Genomic DNA, 21,142 nt, shown 5'->3' on the forward strand with positions numbered 1-21,142 from the left:
TGTTGGCGTTGGCCAGATTGGTGGCGTTGATGATGCCGCCCACCACCATGCTTCCGCTGCTCGTGGCAGTCGCATTCTGAGAGAGCGTGTAGGTGGTGCCAGAACCGCTGAGAATGGTGGTGCCCGGCGCAATGCCCAGACCGCTGACCGGAGTACCCGGAGCAAGGGTGCCACCGCCAGGAGCGATCGTGAAGGTCAGCTGGTTGGAATTCGCCGTTGTGGAGGCATTGACCGGAACGGAAATGGTGCCCGAAGCGGTGGCTGCACTGGAGATCGTGTAGGTCGTGCTGTTCACCTGGCCGGTGATCGTGGCACCAGCAGGGATGCCGACCCCTGCAATCTGAGTTCCCACAGGAATGGTGGCACCTGGAGCAGTAGAGAAAACCAGGGTGGTGGACCCCAGCGTAGTGGTGGCGCTCAGCGCCTGTGCCCCCACCACGGCAAGCGTTCCAGTGCCCGTGGTAACTGCCGGGCCGTTGTTGCCATTGGAGCCCCCATCATTGGTGAAGGTGAGGCTCTTGATGGTGTTGTTGAAGCCGTTCAGGTTCAACTGGCCACCGCCATTGACCGTGACTGCAGACGTCGTGGCGATCTGGTTGTTCTGGAAGAAGTTAACGACGGAGTTGGCGATTGGCGCGGAGTCCGTGCCATTGCTATTGCCGCCGGAGATCACAAGATTGCCGCCAATGGCCGGACCTGCCACAGAGTTCAGATTGACGATGACATTGTTAGCATAGGTGGTGCCCGTGTAGGTGTTCGCACCCGTGAGGGTGATGCCAGGAGCAGTGGAGTTCGTGAAGGCCACCTGGCTCAAGCCATCGAGAACCACATTCAGCGGACTGCCGTTGTCAGTGATGACCGAGTTGATGGTCAGGACGTTCTGGCCCACATGAATGAAGAGTTCGCTCACTCCTGCACCTGTGGTGATCTGGCCTCGCACCGCAGTGGTTCCGATGCTCTTGGCGTTGTTGTCGAGACCGGCGAGGATGCCGCCAGCTGTCAGTTTCAGCACATCTGTGCCGGCAGCAAAGGTCAATGCGGCGGCGGCATTGTTGATGGTGAGTGTGTTGACTGTAATGCCCCCGGCTCCAAGCGTGATGTTGCCGGACTGGCGCACATTGATGTTCTGCAGGGAATTGCCAAACGCGCCAGCTGTCAGGGCGGTGCTGTAGTTGCCGGCAAGGCGAATGCCGGTGGCGGGATCATAGGTGGCAAACTCGGCGTTGAAGCCGCCACCCGCAATCGGGTCAGTGCCCAAGGCCGTGGCCCAGGCACCAATGATGCCGTTCACCAATGTCGGAGCATTGGTGATCATGATCCGGCCGTTGTCACCCACAGCCCCGGTATTGCCAGCAGCGAAGGTAATAGCAGAGCCGGAGTTGGCCGTGCGAGTCAGGGAGTTCAGGGTGATCTGCGCCGTGCCATTGTTCGGAGTCACCATCAGCAGTGAGGAACCTGAGCCAAGCGTCAGATTGCCGATCTGCGCCACTCCATTGGTGCCTGCACGGCTGCGGAAGACAAATGCCCCGCCGGTCAGAGTCATGGCAACATTGTTTTTCAGACGATTGCTGACAGCTTGAATGCCCGCGCTGTCATCCCAGATTAGCACAGAGCGACGAACAGTGATTCCCGTAGCACCGCTGAACGTGCCGGAATCTTGAAGCAGCGTAGCACCGCCCTGCAGAGTCAGGTTTCCGGTGAAAGAGTTGTCAGACGTGACCGTCCAGGTGTTGCCCCCATCACGGACCACATTAAGGTTGGCTCCGTTGATGCCCCCCGCCCATGTCTGGCTGGCGCTGAAGCCGATGCGCAGGGTGGCTGCAGTAGTACTGCTGTTGATGATGGTTCCACCCGTGCCCGGGAGCGTGCCGACACTGGCAAGGTTGGCGAAAGACTGATTGTTGCCGTTGAGATCAAGGGTGCCGCCGAGGTTGATCTGCAGAACCTGGCCGGATGGGCCTGACCCAAGCGCACCGGCGCCAGGAATGGTGGTGAAGGGAGAGAAGATTGTCTGGGCACCACCACCGAGTTTCAGCGTGCCGCCATTGATCACCGTGTTGCCGAGGTAGGTCTGCTGAGCTGCGAGCAGCAGCGTGCCGGATCCCGCCTTGGTCAGTCCACCACCGGACATGTAAAGAGTCGGGTTGATGGTCAGGGTGCTGGAGCCCGTGACCCATGCGATCAGTTCGCGGTTGAAGCTGTTTGTGGTCAGCAACTGGCCGGTGCCGTTGATGCTGCCGCTGGATGTGGCCAGGATGCCGCCACTGTCGATGAGCACGCGGCTGCCGGCGTTGATGGCAAGATTACCACCGGCAAAGGTGAGCGAGTTCAGCGTCAGAGGACCAGCGCTGGCGGTCGTCGTGCCCGTCGTGAAATAAACGTTGGCGTTGGCCGTGGCGGCACTGTCAGCCACGCGGTCGCTTGTCCCCAGTGCCTGCAGGCCATTGGTGGTGGAAAGGCTCGGTGCCGCAAAGCTGTAGGTGCTGCCGCCATCGCTGGAGACAAGAGCAAAAGGCAGGATGCCACGATTGGTGGTCCCCGCAGCCCCCCCCTGGCCTGTGGCGCCAGGAGCTGTGGTGAAGATGATGTTGCTGACGCCTGCGCCTGCCGCCGCCACGCCCAGGTTGGCATTGCTCTGGAAGATCACGGTGCCTCCGGCATTGCGGGCAAGCGAAGCATTGGAGAATACGGTGCCTGCACCCGTGCCGACAGAGGCGTTTGTCCCCGTGAGGTTGATGAGCGAGTTACCAGCATTGAGGGTCAGAGCCTGTCCCGTGGCCTCGGTCGAAGAAGTCGTGGTGTTGCCAAAAATATTGAGCGTGGCCGCGCTGAGGGTCACAGGGCGGTTGCCCAGACGGCTGGCCAGATAGCCGCCGGTGTCATCAACCGTGAGTATGGCCCCTGAGTTGACGGTGGTGGTGCCGCCGGCAGTGAGCACACCAGCACCGCTGATGGCGATGGTGCCTGCATTGATGGTAACGCCACCGCTCATCGTGTTCACTCCGGTGAAGGTCACCTTGCCCAGCCCTGTCTTGGTCAGCAGGGTGGTTCCAGAAACCACGCCGCTCAGCGTCATGTCTCCCGAGCCGCCAATGCTGCTGGCCGAGCCGAGCACGATGGAACCAGCATAATTCGCTGCCGTGCCGCTGCTGTTGATCAGGGCACCGAGAGTATTGGCTGTAGTCAGCAGGGTCGTTCCCGAGCCGTTGATGGTGAGGGTATCTGCATCTGCAAGAGCGACAGTCTGGCCGTTGAGGTCAAGCGTGGCGCTGCTGTTGACGGTGGTTCCGCCTGCTGTCGTGCCAAGCGCCTTGGCGCTGCCGAGTTTCAGGATGCCGTTGTTCACAGTCAGAGCCCCGGTAAAGGTATTGTTGCCACTGAGAGTGACCGTTCCGGAGCCGACCTTGGTCCAGCCGATGCCAGCTGTGCCGCCATCCTGCACCACACCAGCGATATTGATGTCTCCATAGCCGCCGATGGCGGTGGCCATTGCACTGGTGGCAGCTCCAATGGAGACGGTCCCGTTGAAAACAGCGGCAGTGCTGCTGCTGTTGAACAAGGCCGCAGGCGTCGTGGTGTTGCGGAAGATCGGGGAAACGCCGTTGAGCGTGATGTTGCGTCCCACGCTGGAGGCCACGCCGTTCAGGTCCAGAGCACCGTAGGTGTCGGTGTTGAAGGTGAGGTTGACGGTGGAGGTTCCCACATTCTGCGTGAGCTGGGAAATGGTGATCGTGGTGCTGTTGACGATCGAGGTGATGTAAGACCCCGGCTGAATGATGCCGCCAGAAACGGCCATACCAACGGCCAGGCCAGCTGTGTTGGCGACGGTCACGGTCTGGGAGTTCTGTGCTGGAGTGCCCGAAATGACCAGCCTGGATGGATCGTAGGTGAGAGTGTTGGTGCCTGCAGCCGTGGCATTGGAGGAAAGCGTAAACGTAGTAGCGCCCGTGATGGCAGTAATAACAGCTCCGGCCGAAATACCAGTGCCGCTGACAGCCATGCCAACTTTGAGAGCGGAGGTGTCCGCCACAGTCACCACATTGTTGTTTGCCACCGTGGTGGAGCTGACGCTGGAGGTGGGCTGCACCGTGCGGGTGATCAGAGTGCCGCCGGTTGGCAGGGAGTTGGCATCGGTAAGCTGCACATAGCCCTGGTTTACCGTAAGGGCTCCGGTGAAGCTGGAACTGGCCCCCAGGATCAGCGTGCCGTCTCCCGTCTTGGTCAGGCCATTGCCGCTGTCAGAAATGCCACCGATCAGGTAGAGCTTGCCGGAGTTAGGAGAAACGGTGACTCCAGCCCCGACCGTGGTGGTTCCGAGCACACCGATCCAGCCGGTCCCCAGCTGGTTGTTCACGTTGAGCTTGGAACCCGCATTGAGGGTGAGAGTGGCCACCGTGCTGTTGATGGAGGTGCCCTGTCCGTCAAGCGTGACCGTCGCAGAGGCCGGCACAATGAAGGCGTTGTTGATCTGGGCGGCGTTGCTGTAGTTGTTGGCAGCGGTTGCCGTGGAAGATGACCAATACAAGGCCGAAGCCGGGATGGCCTGCAGGTTGGCCGAGGGAGCCGTAGGCACGGTGTTGATACCCGTGGCCAGGTTGTTGCCTGCGGTGTCCGGGCCTCCGTAGAGCAGTTGCAGACCGCCGTTGCCGGTGGTGCTGTTGGTCTGCACTACAATGGTGTGATAGCCAGCGGAAAGGCGGATCGAGCCCGTTCCAGCGGCATTCAGCGCCATGCTTCCCGCACCACTGGTGGTGTCCACGTTCACACCCGCCACAGGCACGCCATCAATGATCAGCATGCCCTGCTTGGCCGTCATCTGGAAGTTGTAATCACCAGCGGTGGTGATCTGCAGCAGGCCGGAATAAACCGCCTGAGTGCCGGCCAGGGAGGTCACAATGGCAGGACGATTGTTATAATTGGCATCCACCGGGAGCACGCCATTGACGACAGCGGCCGCCGTCATGCCGGAACCGAAGGCAGAGTTCAGGTTGCTGGCGCCACCAGAGTAATAGCTGACGCTGAGTCCACCCTGGGTGTAGCCTGCGGGGGGAGAGCCCTGTTGTGCCGTTCCTGTGGATGGTACAATCGGGAAATAAGCCCCGTTGTTGAGCGTCACGCTGCCAGAGCCAAACGGGGTGCTGACGGTGTTCATGACCGGTGCGGCACCGATCAGGCCTGTGGAGGAATTTGTAACCGTGGTGTTGCTGGTGAAGGTGTTGTTGCCAGACAGCAGCACTGTTCCGAGACCGATGTTGGCGTAGCCCAGAGTGTTGGTGAAACCTCCGCCGACAGTCACTGTGGTACCTTGGGCAGGAGCAAAGTTGATCGTGCCTGTTCCCGAATAGCTGCCTCCCGTGAAGCGGAGATTGTAGCCGTTGGATCCGGTCACCTGCAGGGTCTGACCAGCGGCAATGGCCAGCGTTCCCATCTGCACCGTGTTGTTGGTGTTGGCCGAGACTCGGTCCATCGTGATGATGGCACTGGTCTGAGCAGAATCCACACTCACATTGTTGCCAAAAATGATGCTGCCGTAGGAAGACGCACCGTTGCTGCGCAGATCCAGCGTGCCCCCCTTGAGCACGATGGCCATGGTGCCGAGCGGAGTGGTCGAGGCGGCGCCTGCAGGGCCGATGAGGCGCAGTGTACCGTTGTTCACATTCATCGTGCCGGTCATCGTGCTGCTGTTGAGCACGCCGCTGGGCAGATAGGCATTGGAGAAGGCCAGCACACCGAGGCCGTTCTTGTTAAACGTATGCGCTCCGGTGATTTTGCCGCCAAAGGTGGCCACTGCGCTCGGCAGCACCACATTGATGTTGGCAGCAGCGGCCATGGTTGCATCACCGTTCAGAGTGAGTCCGTTGATTCCGTCAAAGGTCAGATCCCCCTGGGAAACGATGGTGTTGCCCAGAGTGTTGGCAGCGGCGGTGGAAACGAGTGTCGTTCCGCTGGCCAGAGTCAGCGTGCCAGTTCCTACAGGACCACTGGTGACAGTCGCCCCCACTGCACTGCCAATGCTGCTGGCACCAATGATGAGGCCGCCTGCGGTCACATTGACGCCCCCAGCAAAGGTGCTCTGCCCCCCCAGCTGCAGCAGCCCTGCCCCTGTCTTGGTGATGCTGCCATTGATGACAGGGACACTGATGTTGAGAGTGGCCTGAAGCGGAGCCACGCTCTGCCCGTTGATGGTGATGGCACCGACACTGATCGTGCGATTGCTGCCATTGAGATCCAGACGTCCCAGATTTGCGTAGGTCAGGTTGTTCGTGCCAGTGGTGGTGGCGTTGGCAGAGATCACAAAAGTAGTGCCGTCAATAATGGCGGTGATCGTCGCGCCAGCAGGAATGCCAGTGCCAGAAACCGCCCCGCCAACGAGAAGCTCTGAGGTACTGGCCACAGTGATGACAGGGCTGCCATTGGTGGTCGTGGAGGAGAAGGCGATGTTTCCGCTCGTCAGCAGGGCCACGTTGCCCGTCGTAGAGGCGGTGGCGGTGATGTTTCCGTTCAGTTTTAGCGTGCCGACACCAAAGTCGATGGTCGGAGCCGCACCACCATTGTTATTGATGGTGATGCCAGCCAGCGTCTGATTGTAATCGTTCATGTCCAGCGAGCCGCCGCCGTTCAGGGTCAGGCTTCCGGTAAACCTGATCTGATTGGCGCCGGTCATGATCACCTGACCGCCGTAGATATTGTTTTCTTCGTTAATGCCACCGCTGATGGTGATGTTGCCAGGGATCGAGTAGACGGAGGTGCCGTTGGCACTCGGATTGGAGAGATACCACACACCAGAGTTCACGTATGTGCCTCCCGTATAGGTGTTGCTGCCTGTGATGGATGTGCCGGCTCCGACCCCTGAGCTTACGAGGCCGGTGATGTTGCCGCCGAGCACCAGAGAAACCGATCCGCCAGCGGTGTTGTCCACGATGTTGGCACCGAGCACCTGGATGCGGTTCCATGTGCTGGCCGAGGAGGCATATGGCAGCGCCCAGTAATAAAGGTCCGCAGGGGAGCTTGTTGTACCACTGGTAAGGTTACCATTGGTGATGGTGAGCACTGTGGGGTAGCCGCTGGTGTAGGTGCGTGTGGTCGGCACATTGATCGCAGTGCCCGAGTTGGCGCTGAGTGTGATGATGTTATTCACATAATCAATCGCGGTGACAGTCCTGCCGGAGTCGCTGAAGTTGGTGGAGCCCACGACCAGACCTGCAGGAATCGACTGCACCACGACCTGATTGCTGCTGGTGGAGGCACTGAGAATCACGACGCTGGCGGTGTTGTCTGAAGTCTGCGAGGCGATGATGCCACCGCCAGCCAGAGTGAGAGTGTTGCCACCGAGGTCCAGAGTCGCGTTACGGCTGGTGTCCAGATTCAGGGTGTTTATCGTGCGATTGCTGGTCAGGGTCTGATAAGCCGCAATGGTCGGATTGGAGGCCGTGAGGTTGTTGCTGATGATGAACTGCGTTCCGTTGGTGATGGAAACGACGGTTGTTCCTGCCGGGATGCCAGGTCCGGCAATCGTCTGGCCCACCTGCAGAGAGGCCGTGCTGCTCACGGTCAGCAGATTGGAGCCGACAGAGCCCGTGCTTGTCAGAGCGGGCATGGAGACCTTCAGGTTGTCCGTGGCACCACCGGTGTTAATGGTGTTGGTGGGATTGGATGCGTAGCCTGCATAGCCCACTTGGCTAAGAGCCCCCACGCCCGTGCCTGCAGCGTAGCTGGCAAAGTCGCGATCCACTATAGCCCAGCCGGTCTGTCCGTTGGAGTTGGCAAAAAGATTGTTCACCAAAGTCGGCGCAGTGTTGAAGAACACACGGCCATTGTTGCCAATCAAGCCCGTGGCACCACGGAAGAACATTGTGGCCCTGGAACCAGCCGTCTGCGTGAGGCTCGCAAAGGTGAGGTCTGTGGAGTTGACGTTGATGCCGTTGAGGAGGGTTTCCACGATGTTTTGCGCACCGAGCAGCGTGAGAGAGTTGAAGGTCTCGCTGGAGGAGGTGCCCTGGCGGTTGCGATACTGGATCATGCTTCCCATCATGGTGATGGGCGCGTTATTGCTGATACGGTCATTGATGTTGGTGCCCAGCGTAGAACCGTTCTGAATCAGAAGGTTGGAGTTGATCAGGGTGATCGAGGAGGTGTTGAGCAACGTACCCGAGTCAAGAAGTTGGACTCGACCGCCTGTAAGGATGGTCGCGCCGGAGTAGCCCTGGGCGTCGTAGATATTCCAGTCATTGGAGCCTGAGCCAACCACAGAACGGGCCACAGCGATGTTGCCATTGATCTGGCCCGCCCAGTTCACGTTGGCATTGGCCAGCACCAGCGTCGCCTGCTGAGAGCCACTGTTGATCACGGTACCGCCATTGCCGGCCACAAAGACGTTGCCGTCAGTGCGCAGCAGGTTTGCATACTGAATGCTGCCGTTGAGATCCAAGGTGCCACCCGCATTGACGGAGAGAGCATTGTTGAAATACAGGGAATTGACACTGTTGGCAGCGAGTTTCAGCGTTCCTTGGTTGATCGTGGTGGTGCCGGTGTAGGTGTTGCCGGTCCCGAGGGTCAGCGTGCCGACTCCAGATTTGGTCAGGCCGCCGGCGGTGCCGACAATCGCGCTGCTGATATTCAAATTGGCCAGTGCAAAAACCACCAGGTCACGGTTGCTGTTCACGCTCAGAAGACCTCCGCTGATGCCGGTGTTGCCAGTCAGTGCGAGGAGGCCGCCGCTGTCGAGTGTCAGCGTCTGGCCCACACTCGTGGTGATGCCGCCACCGCTATTGAGGGTGAGGGAGTTGATCACCAGCGGATTGATGACAGTCCCGGCGGAGCTGAGGGAGACGTTGGCATTGGTGGAAAGACTGGTGCTCATCTCGCTCGGAGTGAGGGCACGCAGCACACTGGTGCCCGTCGTGGTTCCGCCACTGGAGTCGGCGGTAGCAAAAGAGATACCGCTGCCCGTGAGACTGGTGTCCACCAAGGCCCAAGGCACGATGGCCTTGTTGCTGGCCCCGGTAGATCCCGTCTGTCCCAGGAAGGTCAGGCCGTTGGCCGAGGCGGGTCCGGTCACGACGGCAGTGTTTGCCGCAGAGGCGGAACCGAGATTGGTGCCACGAATCAGGAGCGTGCCACCAGTGCTGCGGGCCACCGTGGTGGAGGTGCCCAGAGTCAGAGTGAGGGGCTGCGCAGCATTGGGCGTCAGTGTGATGGTGCTGGCTCCGGCCCCCACCGTGAAAGTGCCGGTCTGTTCCAGGGTGGATGCTCCGCTGTTTCCTGTGATGTTCAGGTTGGCATCGAACATGGTCACAGGCGCGCCAGAGAGGCGGTTGTTCACGTTGGTGCCGGAATTATCAATGCTCAAAACAGCTCCCGGCAGAATGGAAACGGTGCCAGTTCCGGTCACGACGCCGCTGCTGAGCAGGCCCAGCGTCCCCTGGCTGATGTTCAGCGCGCCGATGCCGGAAGTCGTGGAGCCAAAGGTAGTGGCCACGCTGGAGGCCGTGGCCGTGGCTGCTGCGGAAATGGTGATCTGAGTGTCGTTCAAAATAGCTGTCACCGTGGATCCAGCCGGAATGTTCGGATTACCGTTGATGACCATCCCTGAATAAAAACCACTGGTGCTGCCGACCGTGACCGTCGTGCTGTTGAGCGTCGTCGAAGCAGCGAAGGTGGGAGTGAAGGCATTGCCGGTGGTGATGTTCCAGGTGCCGGTGCCAATCTTTTGAAGGGAGGTGGTCGCCGGAGTGTTGCTGAGATTGACCAGCGGTGCGTTCAAATTCCCCGTACCTGCGCCAGTCAGATAGAGGTTCATGGTTTGCCCGCTGCCGCCTGTATTCCAAATATAACGCACACCGCCGGAGAGATTGATGGTGCTGCCGGCGTCCGCTCCTGCCACGATCGAACCAAAACTGCTGTTGTCAGCAGGAGAGACGTTCACAAACACCGGCGCGGTCAGTGTGGCGGTGCCCGTCATCTGATGGATGGCGCCCTGGGAGTTGATACCAGAATTGAAACGACCGCCAAAGACGTTGATCTGCACAGTCTCATTGATCGTGTTGGTACCGGCGATGTTCAGGGCCAGTTCCGAGCTGATGTCACCCACGATAGTGCGCAGCGCCCCGTTGGAAGAACCGCTGTTTCCAAACACACCGACATTCGTCACCTGCAGGCTGCCCTGCCCAACGGTCAGAGTGCCGTTCCAGCCAGTCTGCGCCTGGGTCATCACCAAAGTGCCCTGGTCGTTTTTCTGGAAATTATTGCTAAGACTGCTCATCGCCAGAGCAGAATTGAGGGTGAGCGTGTTTCCAGCGGTCACTTCGATGGCATTACTAGCCTGATTGAGGGTGATCGTGCGGCTGGTGGCAAAAGTGCCCGTGGCACGCAGGCCGGCTCCAGTGGCGGCGTTGGTATTGAGCAAGATCTGGTTGTTCGAGTCGCCAAGCGCTCCATCAGAGGCCACAGCCAGGATGCCCGCAGTGACATTGATCACAGGAGTCACCGTCAGTGTTCCAGGGGTGCCCTGCAGATTCTGGTTCAGAACCACCTGCTGCAGCACCACCGTCGGATTGGCAGCCGTGCTGGCACTGCTCAGGGTAACTTGATAACGCCTGACCGTGGGATTGTTTGAGGTGATGTTTTGGCTGAGTGTGAGTACGTTGCCGCTGATAGCCACAACTGTGGTTCCACTTGGAATACCGGTGCCTAGAACAGGGTTGCCGACCTGATAGGTGCTGGCTGCAGAGCCTCCTGTGATCGTCACCGTGTTGGTGCCGTTTGTTCCCGTGGTTGTGGAGGTGACATTGTTGTTGATCGCGCTGATGGTGGTGTTGCTGTTGATGCCGGTGCCAGTGACAGGCATGCCCACGGCAAAAATCGAAGCAGGGTCCACCGAAAGAGTCAGGGTGGTGGCACCTGAAGCCGCGCTGGCAGAGAAATTTTGCACATTCACTGCACTCACCACAGAGCCAGCAACGATATTGGTACCGCTGACTTTCTCACCGACGACAAATTTTGACACATCGAAGGCCGTGATAGTCGAGGAAGAACTGGTGCCGTATATCGAAGTGTTGGCGACGGTGAAGTTGCCGCCGAAGGTGTTGCCGGAATTCCCGAGCACGAGAGCACCTCCGCCAGTCTTGAGGAAAGTAGTGGGACCGGAGACCACGCCACTGAACGTGAGGCCCTGCACCAGGTTGGAAGCGGTGGCAGTATTGACTTGGAAAGTCGGGGCACCTACGAAAGTGGTCGTCCCGGTGACCTGCAAACCATAGCCATTGTTGTTGGCCACGACCAAAGTGGCCTGATTCATGTTCAGTGTAGGCACCTGCATCACCTTGTTGGCAGCCTGCGCAAAATACGGAGAGTAGGTGGTGCCATTGCGTCCCACCTGAATGGTGTTGCTGTTATTGACGTTGATCGTTGCGCTGATGCTCAAGTTCTGAGTTCTACCTGTGCCATCGCCGTCATCCACCAGGTAGAGGGTGTTGGCAGAGTTGAGGTTGATGGTGATGTTGTTCACCGAATTAGCGCCTTCCAGGCGCAGTCCTGCGTTGGGCTCAAAGCTCAGCGTGCCTTGGAAGTTGGTATTGTTACCCCTCAGCGCCACAATGCCCGGGGTCACGTTCGTGGTGCCCGTCGCCTGGACTGTGCCATTGGTGCTGCCTTGGGCCAGCGCCGAAGACTGGCTGACTGTCGTGCCGGCGTTCATGATCGTCGAACGGATGACGACCGTTGTGGTGGAATTCCCCACCAGTCCGGAAAGGATGCTCAGAGTGGCTCCCGGATCGGAAGAAAGGCTGTTCAGCGAGGTGTTGATGCCACCAGCAATGGCATCAAGGTAGAGCGTGGTGCCATAAGTGATACCCGTGTTGCTCACCGCCGTTGTCGGCTGGCTGCTCAGAGTGATCTGAGTGGCGCTGTCAACCGACGCAATAGTCGTTCCAGCAGGGATCCCTGTGCCCGAAACCACCTGCCCGACGCGCAGACCAGAAGTGCTGGTCATCGTCACCGTCTTGTTGCTGGTGTTGGTGGTGGAATTGATGGACTGGGAGGTGATGGTGATGGTGTTGCTGCTGTTGCCGATCGTGGTCAGTGCTGCATTCACCGTGTCCTGAATGACGCTGTCCTTGGTGACCAGGATATTATTGGCAAAAGTGGGGCCCACACCGGCGACCGTGGCTCCCTTGGAGTCCAGGATCAAAGAGCCGGAGTTAAGCGTAACGGAAGCTGAACCGATCGGATTAAAGGCACCCGAAGCGGTGCTGCCCGTGAGCACAAGGGCGGGGTTGGTGGAGAAAGTCAGCAGGGGAGTGCCAGACGCTGTATTTTTCCCAGAAAGCGTAACGGTGTTGCCGCTGATGGCAGTGATAAACGCCCCCGCTGCGATGCCGGTGCCGCTCACTGTCATTCCTGGCACCAGACCCGTGGTGCTTGAGACGTTGACGGTGAAGGAGCCGCTGGTCATCGAGGTGGCGGCCTGATTGATTGTGGTGCCACGAACCTCGATCGCGGTGGATGATCCCAGGTTGTTGGCGACAGCCGTCTGGCCAAAGAAGAGGCGGCCAGTGCCTGTTTTGACCAGGGTCATCGCACGACCACCGTCCGAGATGGTGCCATCAAACGCCACGTTGGCGTTTGCATTGATGTTAACCGTGCCCGCCGTGGTGCCGAGCACCGAGCTGCCGGCAAAGCGCAGAGTCTGACCAAAACCACCTCCGCCCCCAGCTATTTCAGTATTGGAGGCATCTGTAGCCCTCACCGTCAAAGTGGTGCCTGTATCCAGCTGGAGTCCTCCGAGCTGAATGGAAGATGCATTGCCTCCTTTGAGACTAATGGAGGCATCGCCGGTCAGGCGGACGTCGTTGTTCATGCCGATGGCATTGCTGGACCCGCTGGCGCTGTTGCTCTCAGCCTGGTACAGGAAATTGGCAAGGTTGGTCCGGACATAACTTGTCTGCGGGCCGGCAAAGGCCACGTCCAAGGAGCCGCCTCCCGTACCCTGCACGTAGTCAATGCGGATGTCATGATATCCGACACCGAGCTGAATGACGGCGCTGGAGAGATCTGTAGCGCCCTTGCCGCCATCATTGTTCAACACCAGAACACCATCGATGTACACGCGGGCACCATCATCAGGTCTGGCAAAGAAAGTGTACCCACCGGCACTGTTGATCTTTACCTTGCCCACAAACTGAGCGCCATAGTTGGCTACGGTCTGAGTGACGCCATTGCTGTCCAGATAGCGGACAGACGTCGTGGCAGAGCCATCAAGCGTGGGCACGCTGAAGAAAGGCGCATTGTTCATGGTGATCGGGGCCAGCGCTGGCGTGATGGAAACCGAACTGATCGTCGAAGTCAGGTTCAGATTGGCATTGCTGCCGTCCACCAAGGTGAACTGTGTTGCATTCAGGATCTGCCCCACAACGGCCCCTGCCGGAATGCCCGGCCCGGAGACGAGCTGACCCACGGCCAAGGCCGCAGTCGTGGGGACAGTGCCTGAGGTGCCGACCACAGTGCTGCTGAGAGTCACCACATTTTGTCCGCTGGTGCCGCTGGCGACAAAGCTCTGAGCGGGCGGGGAAGCCCCAGTGGCGGTCTGGGTAAAATCGATCCTGCTGGTGTCCGAAGTCGCCGTGTTGAGGGTGAATAGTCTGGCGGAGAGGCCGCCAGAAGTAGTGCTCTGGCCATTGAGAATGAGCCCCGCCCCCGACTGCAGCGTGATGGCATTGCTGCCCAGAGGATTATTGCTGGAAGAGGAGACATAAGTTTCCACCGAGGTTTTGCTCCCCACGGTAATTCCGCCGGTCATGGTGTTGGCAAAGTTATTGGCCAAAGTGCTGGTTCCCAGCTGCAGCGTGGCAGTCGAGCTCGCGTTTGTGTTCCCATTCACCACAGTCAGACCGCTGGTGCCTTTAAGGGAGGCATTGATGCTAGCCGTGTAGTTGGTGACAGTGCTGCCGCTGCCGATGGTGATGGTGGGGGAGGTACCGTCAAAGGTAAGGCTGCCGGTCGGGCTGGCCACCGTGCCGGCACTTACCATGCTGAAACCACTGGTGCTGAGAAGGGTGAGGCCATTGGCATTCACGTTGGATCCCAGCGTGATGGTCTGAGTGGAGGTATTGCCCACTGCACCAAACAAAGCCACATTTGTGTCTCCAGAACCGGTGATATTTGGCCACACGACACGGGTTCCTGCCGTACCGGTGGGCGCGGTGGTCATCCAGTTGGTGGTGGTGGTGTTCCATGTACCCGACGATACCTGGCCGGCAGTCGTGCCAGTCGTCGTCCAGTAGATGGTCGCAGCACGAAGCGGCGTGGCGACTTGCATGGTAAACACCAGCAGGGTCATGAACCAGCCGAGGAGGATGCGGTTGCTTCGGAGTGTTTTCATCAGTGAAAAGGGGGTGTCGGAGCGCGTGACGGGAGAATCGGAATAAAAAGTAATCTGGGTGCTTTTCGGCCTGTTAGGCGGCAGCGCGGAAAGGCATTGGCACCTTTGACATGGCAAACCCGGAAAGTGCACAAACGTTCGACCAAACGAGGCTTTCGTTCTGTCTCAGGTCGGTGGGGGGATTTCTCATGAAGTGGGGCGCTGGTTGGGGCTTGGCGGTACGTCGTCGTGAGACATGCAGACCATGCCTAACGTTCAGAATAGCGAAAACGCCACCCTCCAGTCAATGCAAATACATCGGCTTTACGATTTTTCGTCTTTGCAAACAGCTCAGGGGACCACTGTGGCAGCTCCATCTAGGATTTCCACGCGTAATGCCGCCAGATCACCAGCTTCCTTGGTGACTAACACACTGATTCTGTGAGTTCCAGCAGCCAGATCCAGCTCCTGCTGCGGATTGAGTTCCTTGAGTTCAGCCTCATCCACAGCTACAACGATCCCCTTAACCGTGCTGAAGCCCAGCTTTACCTTTCCGGCACCATCCAGTTTCAGACCGAATTGTACGATTTTTGGGAACCATGGATACATGCGCTGGGCAGCCGGCAGGTCGGATAGGGGGAGATCCCCACTGACCTGGCTGATGGCAAGCTGCCATGGATAGGGATATTTCTCATCATTGAGGGCAAAGCTGCCCACATGGCGGACATGGTCCACATCCTTCTGCTCCATCTTGCCCATGGCCTTCCAGGTGCGCACATAGCGGTTGGGCTGGGTCTTGTAGGCTCCTTCGCGGCCCAGTTCGGAGAGGAAACGCACCAGATCGACGAATTCGTCCTCCCGCAGGCTGGCGGTCAGGCCGGGGGGCATCATGCTCACGGGGCTCATCTGGCGGCTGGCGATGGAGGACTTGGCCACCTTGAGGATCTGGTTGGCGGGGTCACGAATCGTCAACTCCTCCGCACCGTCATTGATCAGGCCGCCGGAGATCACTCCGCCGTCCTTTTTGCTGATGATGACCATGTGGTAGCCCTCCTTGATCTTCTTGCTGGGTTCCAGCAGGCTTTCGATGAGGTAGTCCACCGGGGCGCTGGCCCCGATGCTGACGAGGTTTGGCCCCAGCACGCCTCCGGATTCACCAATGGCGTGGCAAGTCATGCAAAGAATCTGCTGGCGGCGGTACACGGCCTCGCCACGTGCGGGGTCGCCCTGGGTCTTCACCTTGGCCACGAGGGCGCTCATTTCTTCGGGGGTCAGGGGGCGGTCCATCTGCTTCACACCACCGGCCTTTTTCAGCGCATCGGCCAGCGGGCCCTGGATGCCACGGGAGGTGACCATGCGGATGCCCTCCACGGCCACGGAGTCAAGAATCGTCTTGCCGTCCAGCTCCTTAGCCAGCACGCCGGGGAGCTGCTTGTTTTTGAGGAAAACGGTCAAAATCGGCTTGGCGGCGTCCACGTCCGCCTTGGCCAGGAACTCCACGGCGCGCTTGGCGGCCAGCTGCGGGCCCACGCTGGTGAGACCGTCGATCATGAGGCTGCGCAGGCCGTTGTCCTGGGACTCGGCAAAGAGCTTGTCAAAGAGGTCGCGGGATTTCACGCCTCCGAGGGCCGTGAGGCCGCGCACAGCCCCGTCTTTAATAGCGGGGATGGTCTTGGCATCGGTGAGCAGGGCCACCAGCTTCTCACGGGCGGGCTCCACCTTCCAGAGCCCGGCCAGGATGGCGGCGCGGTGCACCACGTGGGGCTCGGGGCGGTCAAACCAGGCCATGATGGTGTCTTGAGCGCCTTCAGGGATGATCTTGCGGTCGGTGGCAGCCTTGATGAGGGCATCCTGCAGGCCCACGTAGTGGGGGGCCAGGGCGGCGTCATTCACCATGGCCACCAGGACCTTGGCCTGGGCGGCATCAGCGGCGGCTCCGGCCATGGCCAGCACGGCAGCGGCGTCCTCGGTGCTGAGTTTTCCGGCCTTGAGGGAGGCAAAGAGCGGCGGCAGGGCATCGCTGCGGCCGGTGCTCTTCATGGCATAGACGAGGTGCTTGGGGCGCTCGTCCAGCTTGAGCTTGCCGCTGCTCACGGCGGGCAGCCACACCTCTGCCTGCTCCCGGCAAGTCTGCTCCAGAAGGAAGTCCAGATTCTCATCCATGGGCATGTCCAAAACCTTGAGCGCCAGACTGATAGCACCAGGCTTGCGCATGTCTGCCAGGACGGCCAGCGCCCACAGGCGCACCTGGGCATTGTCATCGGCCACGGCCTTTTCCAGCACCTTCATGGCGTCTCCGTATTCCTTCCAGCGGTGGGAGAGAATGCGCAGAGCGGCGGCGCGGATGCGGGGGTCGGAGTTGTCCCAGAGCTTGCGCCAGAGGGTGGGGGCAAAGGAGTTCACCCCTTCGCGGGCCCAGGTGGCCTCCAGCAGGGCGTGGGCATCGGCTTCCTTGCTGGTGTCCAGCGCGGCGGCCCAGGCCTCGATCTCGCGGCCAGCCTTGGCAGCGCCCTGGTCGCGCAGCTCGCGCTTGGCAAAGCGGCGCACGTAGTTGCGGTCAGACTTCAGCATGTTCAGCAGGTCGGCGGTGGAGGCACCGGCGATCTGGGGCTTGGGGCTGAGCGGGCGGCCCTTGGCGGTGATGCGCCAGATGCGGCCGTGCTGGTGGTCGCGGCGGGCATCGCGGAAGTCCACTTCGCCGTGCTGGATGATCGGATTGTACCAGTCGGCGATATAAAGAGCGCCATCGGGGCCCATTTTCACGTCGATGGGGCGAAAGGCACGGTGGGTGGAGGCCAGCAGGTCCGGCAGCTGCTTGGCGATATAGCCGCTGCCGCTCGGGGTGAGCTGGAAACGGTTCACGCGATTGCCACGGAAGTCATTGAGCACGAAGTTGCCCTGGAAGTCGGCGGGGAAATGCGGGTCCTCGATGATTTCCAGGCCGCACTGCTTGGGCTGGCCGGGGCTGAGGCCGTGGAGGATGCGCTTGGCCCCCGGGGAGGTGGCAAAGACGGAGCCTGGGAAGATGTAGTTTACCCCTTCCCCGCCCGCGCCGTCGCAGGCAAAGCTCTGGCCCCAGCGGTCAAACTCAAAGCCCCAGGGGTTGATCAGCCCCTTGCTGATGACCTCCGCGCGGCGCGTCTCCGGGCGGAACTCCCACACGCCACCGCCCATCAGGCGGCGCACGCCGTAGGGCGTCTCCATATGCGTATGAATATAAATGGACTGCGCAAAGTACAGCATGCCCTCCGGGCCCCAGCGAAAAGTGTGCAGCAGATGGTGGGTGTCCTCCGTGCCAAAGCCGCTGAGCATCACCGTGCGGTCATCTTCCTTGAGGTCACCATTCGCATCCTTGAGAAAGAGCACCTCGGTGGAGTTCGCCACATACAGGCCGCCATCTCCCGGGGCCAGGGCGGTGGGGATGTGCAGCCCCTCGGCAAAGGTGGTGGACTTGTCGGCCTTGCCATCATTGTCCGTGTCTTCCAGCACGACGACCTGGTCCTTGGCCTCCTCCCCGGGCTTGATGTGCGGGTAGGTGGTGCTGGACACGACCCAAAGGCGGCCCTGCGCGTCCCAGTTCATCTGCACCGGCTTCTGGATCAGGGGCTCTGCGGCAAAGAGATTCACCTCAAAGCCCTCGGGGACCACAAAGGCCTTCAGCTCCGCCTCGGGGTGTGCATCTGGCAGATCGGCCAGAGACGTGGGCTGCGAGGCATGCGCAGCCAAACCGATCGAACCAAGGAGAATCAGGGCAAGGCGGGTGGTCATAGAAAAGGGAAGCGCAAGATACGACTCTGCGGCGCATCTTTAGCAAGCATTCTCTCGTAGAAATGCAGCCGGGGAGTGCAGAAGGTTTGTCGGATCTGGCAATGGCTGGCGAGGAGTGTGCAGCGGCAGGCAGACTTGCTTCCAGCTCCATAAGCCCCCCTGCCCCGCCCTGTTGGATAAAGATTGCCGCCCCTGCCCACCCTCCGCTAAAAAGGAAGCCATCGACCTCCCGCCTCCCGAGCCATGAGCAAAAGCAAACCCCAGCGGAAAACCCGCGAGAAACCCCAACGCCAGGGCGAGCAGGAGAGCACGCCGGACAGCCCCAGCACCCAGGCGACCACCGACACCCCGGTGCCCCCTGACACCCCGCCACCCGCTGCCAAGAGCGAGGCCCAAGGCACCACAGCGCGGAAGGTCCCTGCAAAGTCCCACTTCCATGGCGGCCTGGAGGCCACGCTGGACACCACCGCCCTGCTGCTCATGCAGGCGGCGGTGCTGGCAGCCGTGGCCACGCTGATCATCGCCGGAGTGGCGGGCATCGTACCCGCACTGCTGCAGGTCGCCGGTGCCTGGCTCGTCCGCCTGATCCTCTGCGCCCTGGCCGAGCACCTGCGCCTGCAAAAGAAAGCCCAGGGCCTGCCCTACGATGGCCGCATCTCCGAAGCCAAAGAGGAGATCACCTACGCCTGCAGCGAATGCGGAGCCCTCCTGCATTCCACCACCCGCTGCGACACCTGCGGACGCCCCCTCGAGCAGGAAGGCGCAGGAGGCTGAGTGCCGCCAGCACCCCTTTGGACTGCGGTCGCGAAGATGCAAGGCGCAGGCCTGCATCGCAGCTACGGCTTTCCACTGGCTGAATGGCATTCAAATACCATCTCATACCCGCAAGTGGCATCCGTTAGCTTACTCGGTCCCATCAAGACCACGCAAACCACGAGCCGCTCAAAAAGCAGCAGCTTCATGTGCCGCACTCCAAACTGCACCATACCACGCCATGGCATGCGTCTTCATACTCCCCAAACAAAAACGCGACACCCTGTGAGGGATGCCGCGTCTGTTTGCTCAACACCTAACAACTAACAATCTTAAACCACCCAGCGATCAGCGGCGGCCGAAGAGGCGGCCAAAGAAGCCGGGGCGGCGCATGCCTTCGGCGTGGTTGATGCGGGCGGACTCGCGGTTTTCAGCGCGGTTGAGATTCACGGTTTCTCGGCGGGTCAGGTGGCCGCCGTGCATGGCCATGTCGCGCGTCTCGCGCTGCTGGATGCGCTGCTCTCCGCGCTGCAGGCGTCCGGCCTGCAGCGGGCTGAGGCGGCCTGTGGCCACACCATGGTTAATACGGCGCTGCTCATTGTTGAGTCGGCCGCTGACCTCATTCACACGAGGATGCGAGCGGAAGAAGGGAAACCCGGCGCTGGCGCTGTTTGGCACTGCAATCATGCCCAGCACGGTGGCCACGGCGAGGGAGTGAAACGTTTTCATGGTGGTTGATGGGTTGGTTTGTTCTGTGATCGATGACTCTTTTGGGAAGGCGTCGCCAAAAGCGAACGTCAGCCAGTGAGACGCGGCACAGAACACCCCGATTCAACCCAAAGGAGCCCCGTTTGAAAATTGGGCGCATATCCTATCTTAAATAAGCAGGCATGCCCTCAGCACCGCCTGCCGCCCCACCCCTGCCCCAGCGACTACTCCGCGCCGCACAGCCGTGCCAGATGCAGCTCCACGGTGCGCCCGCCTTCCTCCACAAACAGCACGCCGTCCTGCAGCGTGATCGTCAGGCTCATGGAGCGATCTGCCAGCGTGCCGAGCTCCTGGCTCTCTGCCGCCGGGATCTGCCACACGTGGAGATTCTGCACCCGCGTAAACTTCCCCGCCAGCCCGGCCCACCACGTGGCCGCCGTATTGGCAAAGCTGTACACACTGACCTTGCGCGAGCGCCCGCAGGTGCGCACCAGGCGCTTCTCATCCGGCTGGCCAAGATCGATCCAATGCACCAGCAGCCCGGTGAGATCATGCTGGCTCAGCGCAGGCTCGTCGGCCTCCCACATGTCCTTGCCAAACTCCAGCGTGCCGTGGTCGTTGTTCTCTGGCGCATTCAGCACATAGGCCAGCAGCCGGATCATCATGCGCTCCTCCGTCTCCGAGGGATGCCGGGCGATGGTGAGCTCGTGGTCGGAGTAGATGTTGTGGTCGAGGTCCGAGAGGGAGACCTTGGCTTTGTAGATGATCGCTTTGAGTGCCATGTGGGGGCGCAAAGAGTCCAGAGGTCAGGGAATAGTCAAGGAATCATGGCATGCACATCTTGTGCGCTTAGTGCAGCTCGTGCACGGCATCCCGCGCTCCGTGCAAGATGCGCACGATCTCCAGCTGCGTTCCAACGCGATACACGATCAGATAGTTTTTCCTGACAGTGCGAAACCACAGATCGTGCCGGGTGAGATCGCGACGGCGGTGCCCCAGTGTTGGCAGTGCCGCCAGATGCTCCGCCTCTGCCCGGATGTCTGCCTCCAGGGCATCGGCCGCCTCGGGGTTGTGCTGCGCCACGTAGGCCCAGATGTCCTGCAGGTCTCCCTGGGCGGCACGGCTGTAAATCGGTGCCGTCATGCCTGCGCCCGCCAGCGTGCCTTGAAAGCCGCCATCTCGGCGCGTGACTCCTCGGACGTGAGGCTGCGCCCGCTATCCAGATCACTCAGGCCCTCGTCGATCCTGGCAGAGGCTGCTGCCTTCCACTGCTCCTGCTGCTGCATGAGCCCGAGGGAGTCCACCACGACCTCATCGGCGCTCTCGTAAAGCCCTGAGGCGATCTTTTGCCGCACGAAAGATTCCATGGCAGCAGGGAGGGTCACAGTCATGCCACATCATCTCTCAAAGCTCCGCACTGTCAAGACAGCCACACCACCCAGCCCCCGCCCCGCCTTTCCTCACCCCATGCGGAATAGGATTGAAAAAATTGCGCAAACCCAAAATAATTTTCCCTGATACTGCGTCCAATCGCCTTTGCCCGCCCGCCCCTGCCCC

General features: G+C 60.4%; 7 protein-coding genes (1 of these 7 only partly in view). 1 reads left to right on the forward strand and 6 read right to left on the reverse strand.

Translation table 11 applies throughout. The annotated features are described in order from the left end of the window. Both HNQ65_RS14345 and HNQ65_RS14350 read right to left on the reverse strand, forming a co-directional pair. On the reverse strand, window positions 1-14,377 hold the start of the coding sequence (locus tag HNQ65_RS14345) for an autotransporter-associated beta strand repeat-containing protein (RefSeq protein ID WP_184340237.1). It extends 20,393 nt beyond the left edge of the window; only the first 14,377 of its 34,770 coding nucleotides appear in the window; the start codon lies at window positions 14,375-14,377; its stop codon lies off the left edge, out of view. A gap of 330 nt (window positions 14,378-14,707) precedes the next feature. Continuing rightward, a complete protein-coding gene (locus HNQ65_RS14350; RefSeq protein WP_184340238.1) occupies window positions 14,708-18,124 on the reverse strand; it encodes a PVC-type heme-binding CxxCH protein in 3,417 nt (1,138 codons plus the stop codon). A gap of 243 nt (window positions 18,125-18,367) precedes the next feature. Here HNQ65_RS14350 and HNQ65_RS14355 point away from each other — a divergent pair, with 243 nt between their 5' ends. Then, window positions 18,368-18,898: a hypothetical protein gene (locus HNQ65_RS14355; protein WP_184340239.1), complete on the forward strand. Its 531-nt coding sequence runs from the start codon at window positions 18,368-18,370 to the stop codon at window positions 18,896-18,898. 327 nt (window positions 18,899-19,225) lie between these two features. Here the strand turns inward: HNQ65_RS14355 and HNQ65_RS14360 are convergent, their stop codons facing one another. The 4 genes from HNQ65_RS14360 to HNQ65_RS14375 form a co-directional block, all read right to left on the reverse strand. After that, window positions 19,226-19,606: a hypothetical protein gene (locus HNQ65_RS14360; RefSeq protein WP_184340241.1), complete on the reverse strand. Its 381-nt coding sequence runs from the start codon at window positions 19,604-19,606 to the stop codon at window positions 19,226-19,228. Window positions 19,607-19,809: 203 nt separating this feature from the next. Then, on the reverse strand, window positions 19,810-20,367 hold the full coding sequence (locus tag HNQ65_RS14365) for a YaeQ family protein (protein ID WP_184340243.1): 558 nt from the start codon (window positions 20,365-20,367) through the stop codon (window positions 19,810-19,812). 67 nt (window positions 20,368-20,434) lie between these two features. Beyond that, the gene (locus HNQ65_RS14370) at window positions 20,435-20,728 is read right to left on the reverse strand and encodes a type II toxin-antitoxin system RelE/ParE family toxin (RefSeq protein ID WP_184340244.1); all 294 of its coding nucleotides are present in this window, start codon (window positions 20,726-20,728) and stop codon (window positions 20,435-20,437) included. Further along, window positions 20,725-20,976, reverse strand: a complete 252-nt coding sequence (locus HNQ65_RS14375) for a type II toxin-antitoxin system ParD family antitoxin (protein WP_184340246.1) — start codon at window positions 20,974-20,976, stop codon at window positions 20,725-20,727. Before HNQ65_RS14375 ends, HNQ65_RS14370 begins: the two co-directional genes overlap by 4 nt. Window positions 20,977-21,142: the final 166 nt, after the last annotated feature.

The organism is Prosthecobacter vanneervenii (assembly GCF_014203095.1).
GTDB lineage: Bacteria > Verrucomicrobiota > Verrucomicrobiia > Verrucomicrobiales > Verrucomicrobiaceae > Prosthecobacter > Prosthecobacter vanneervenii.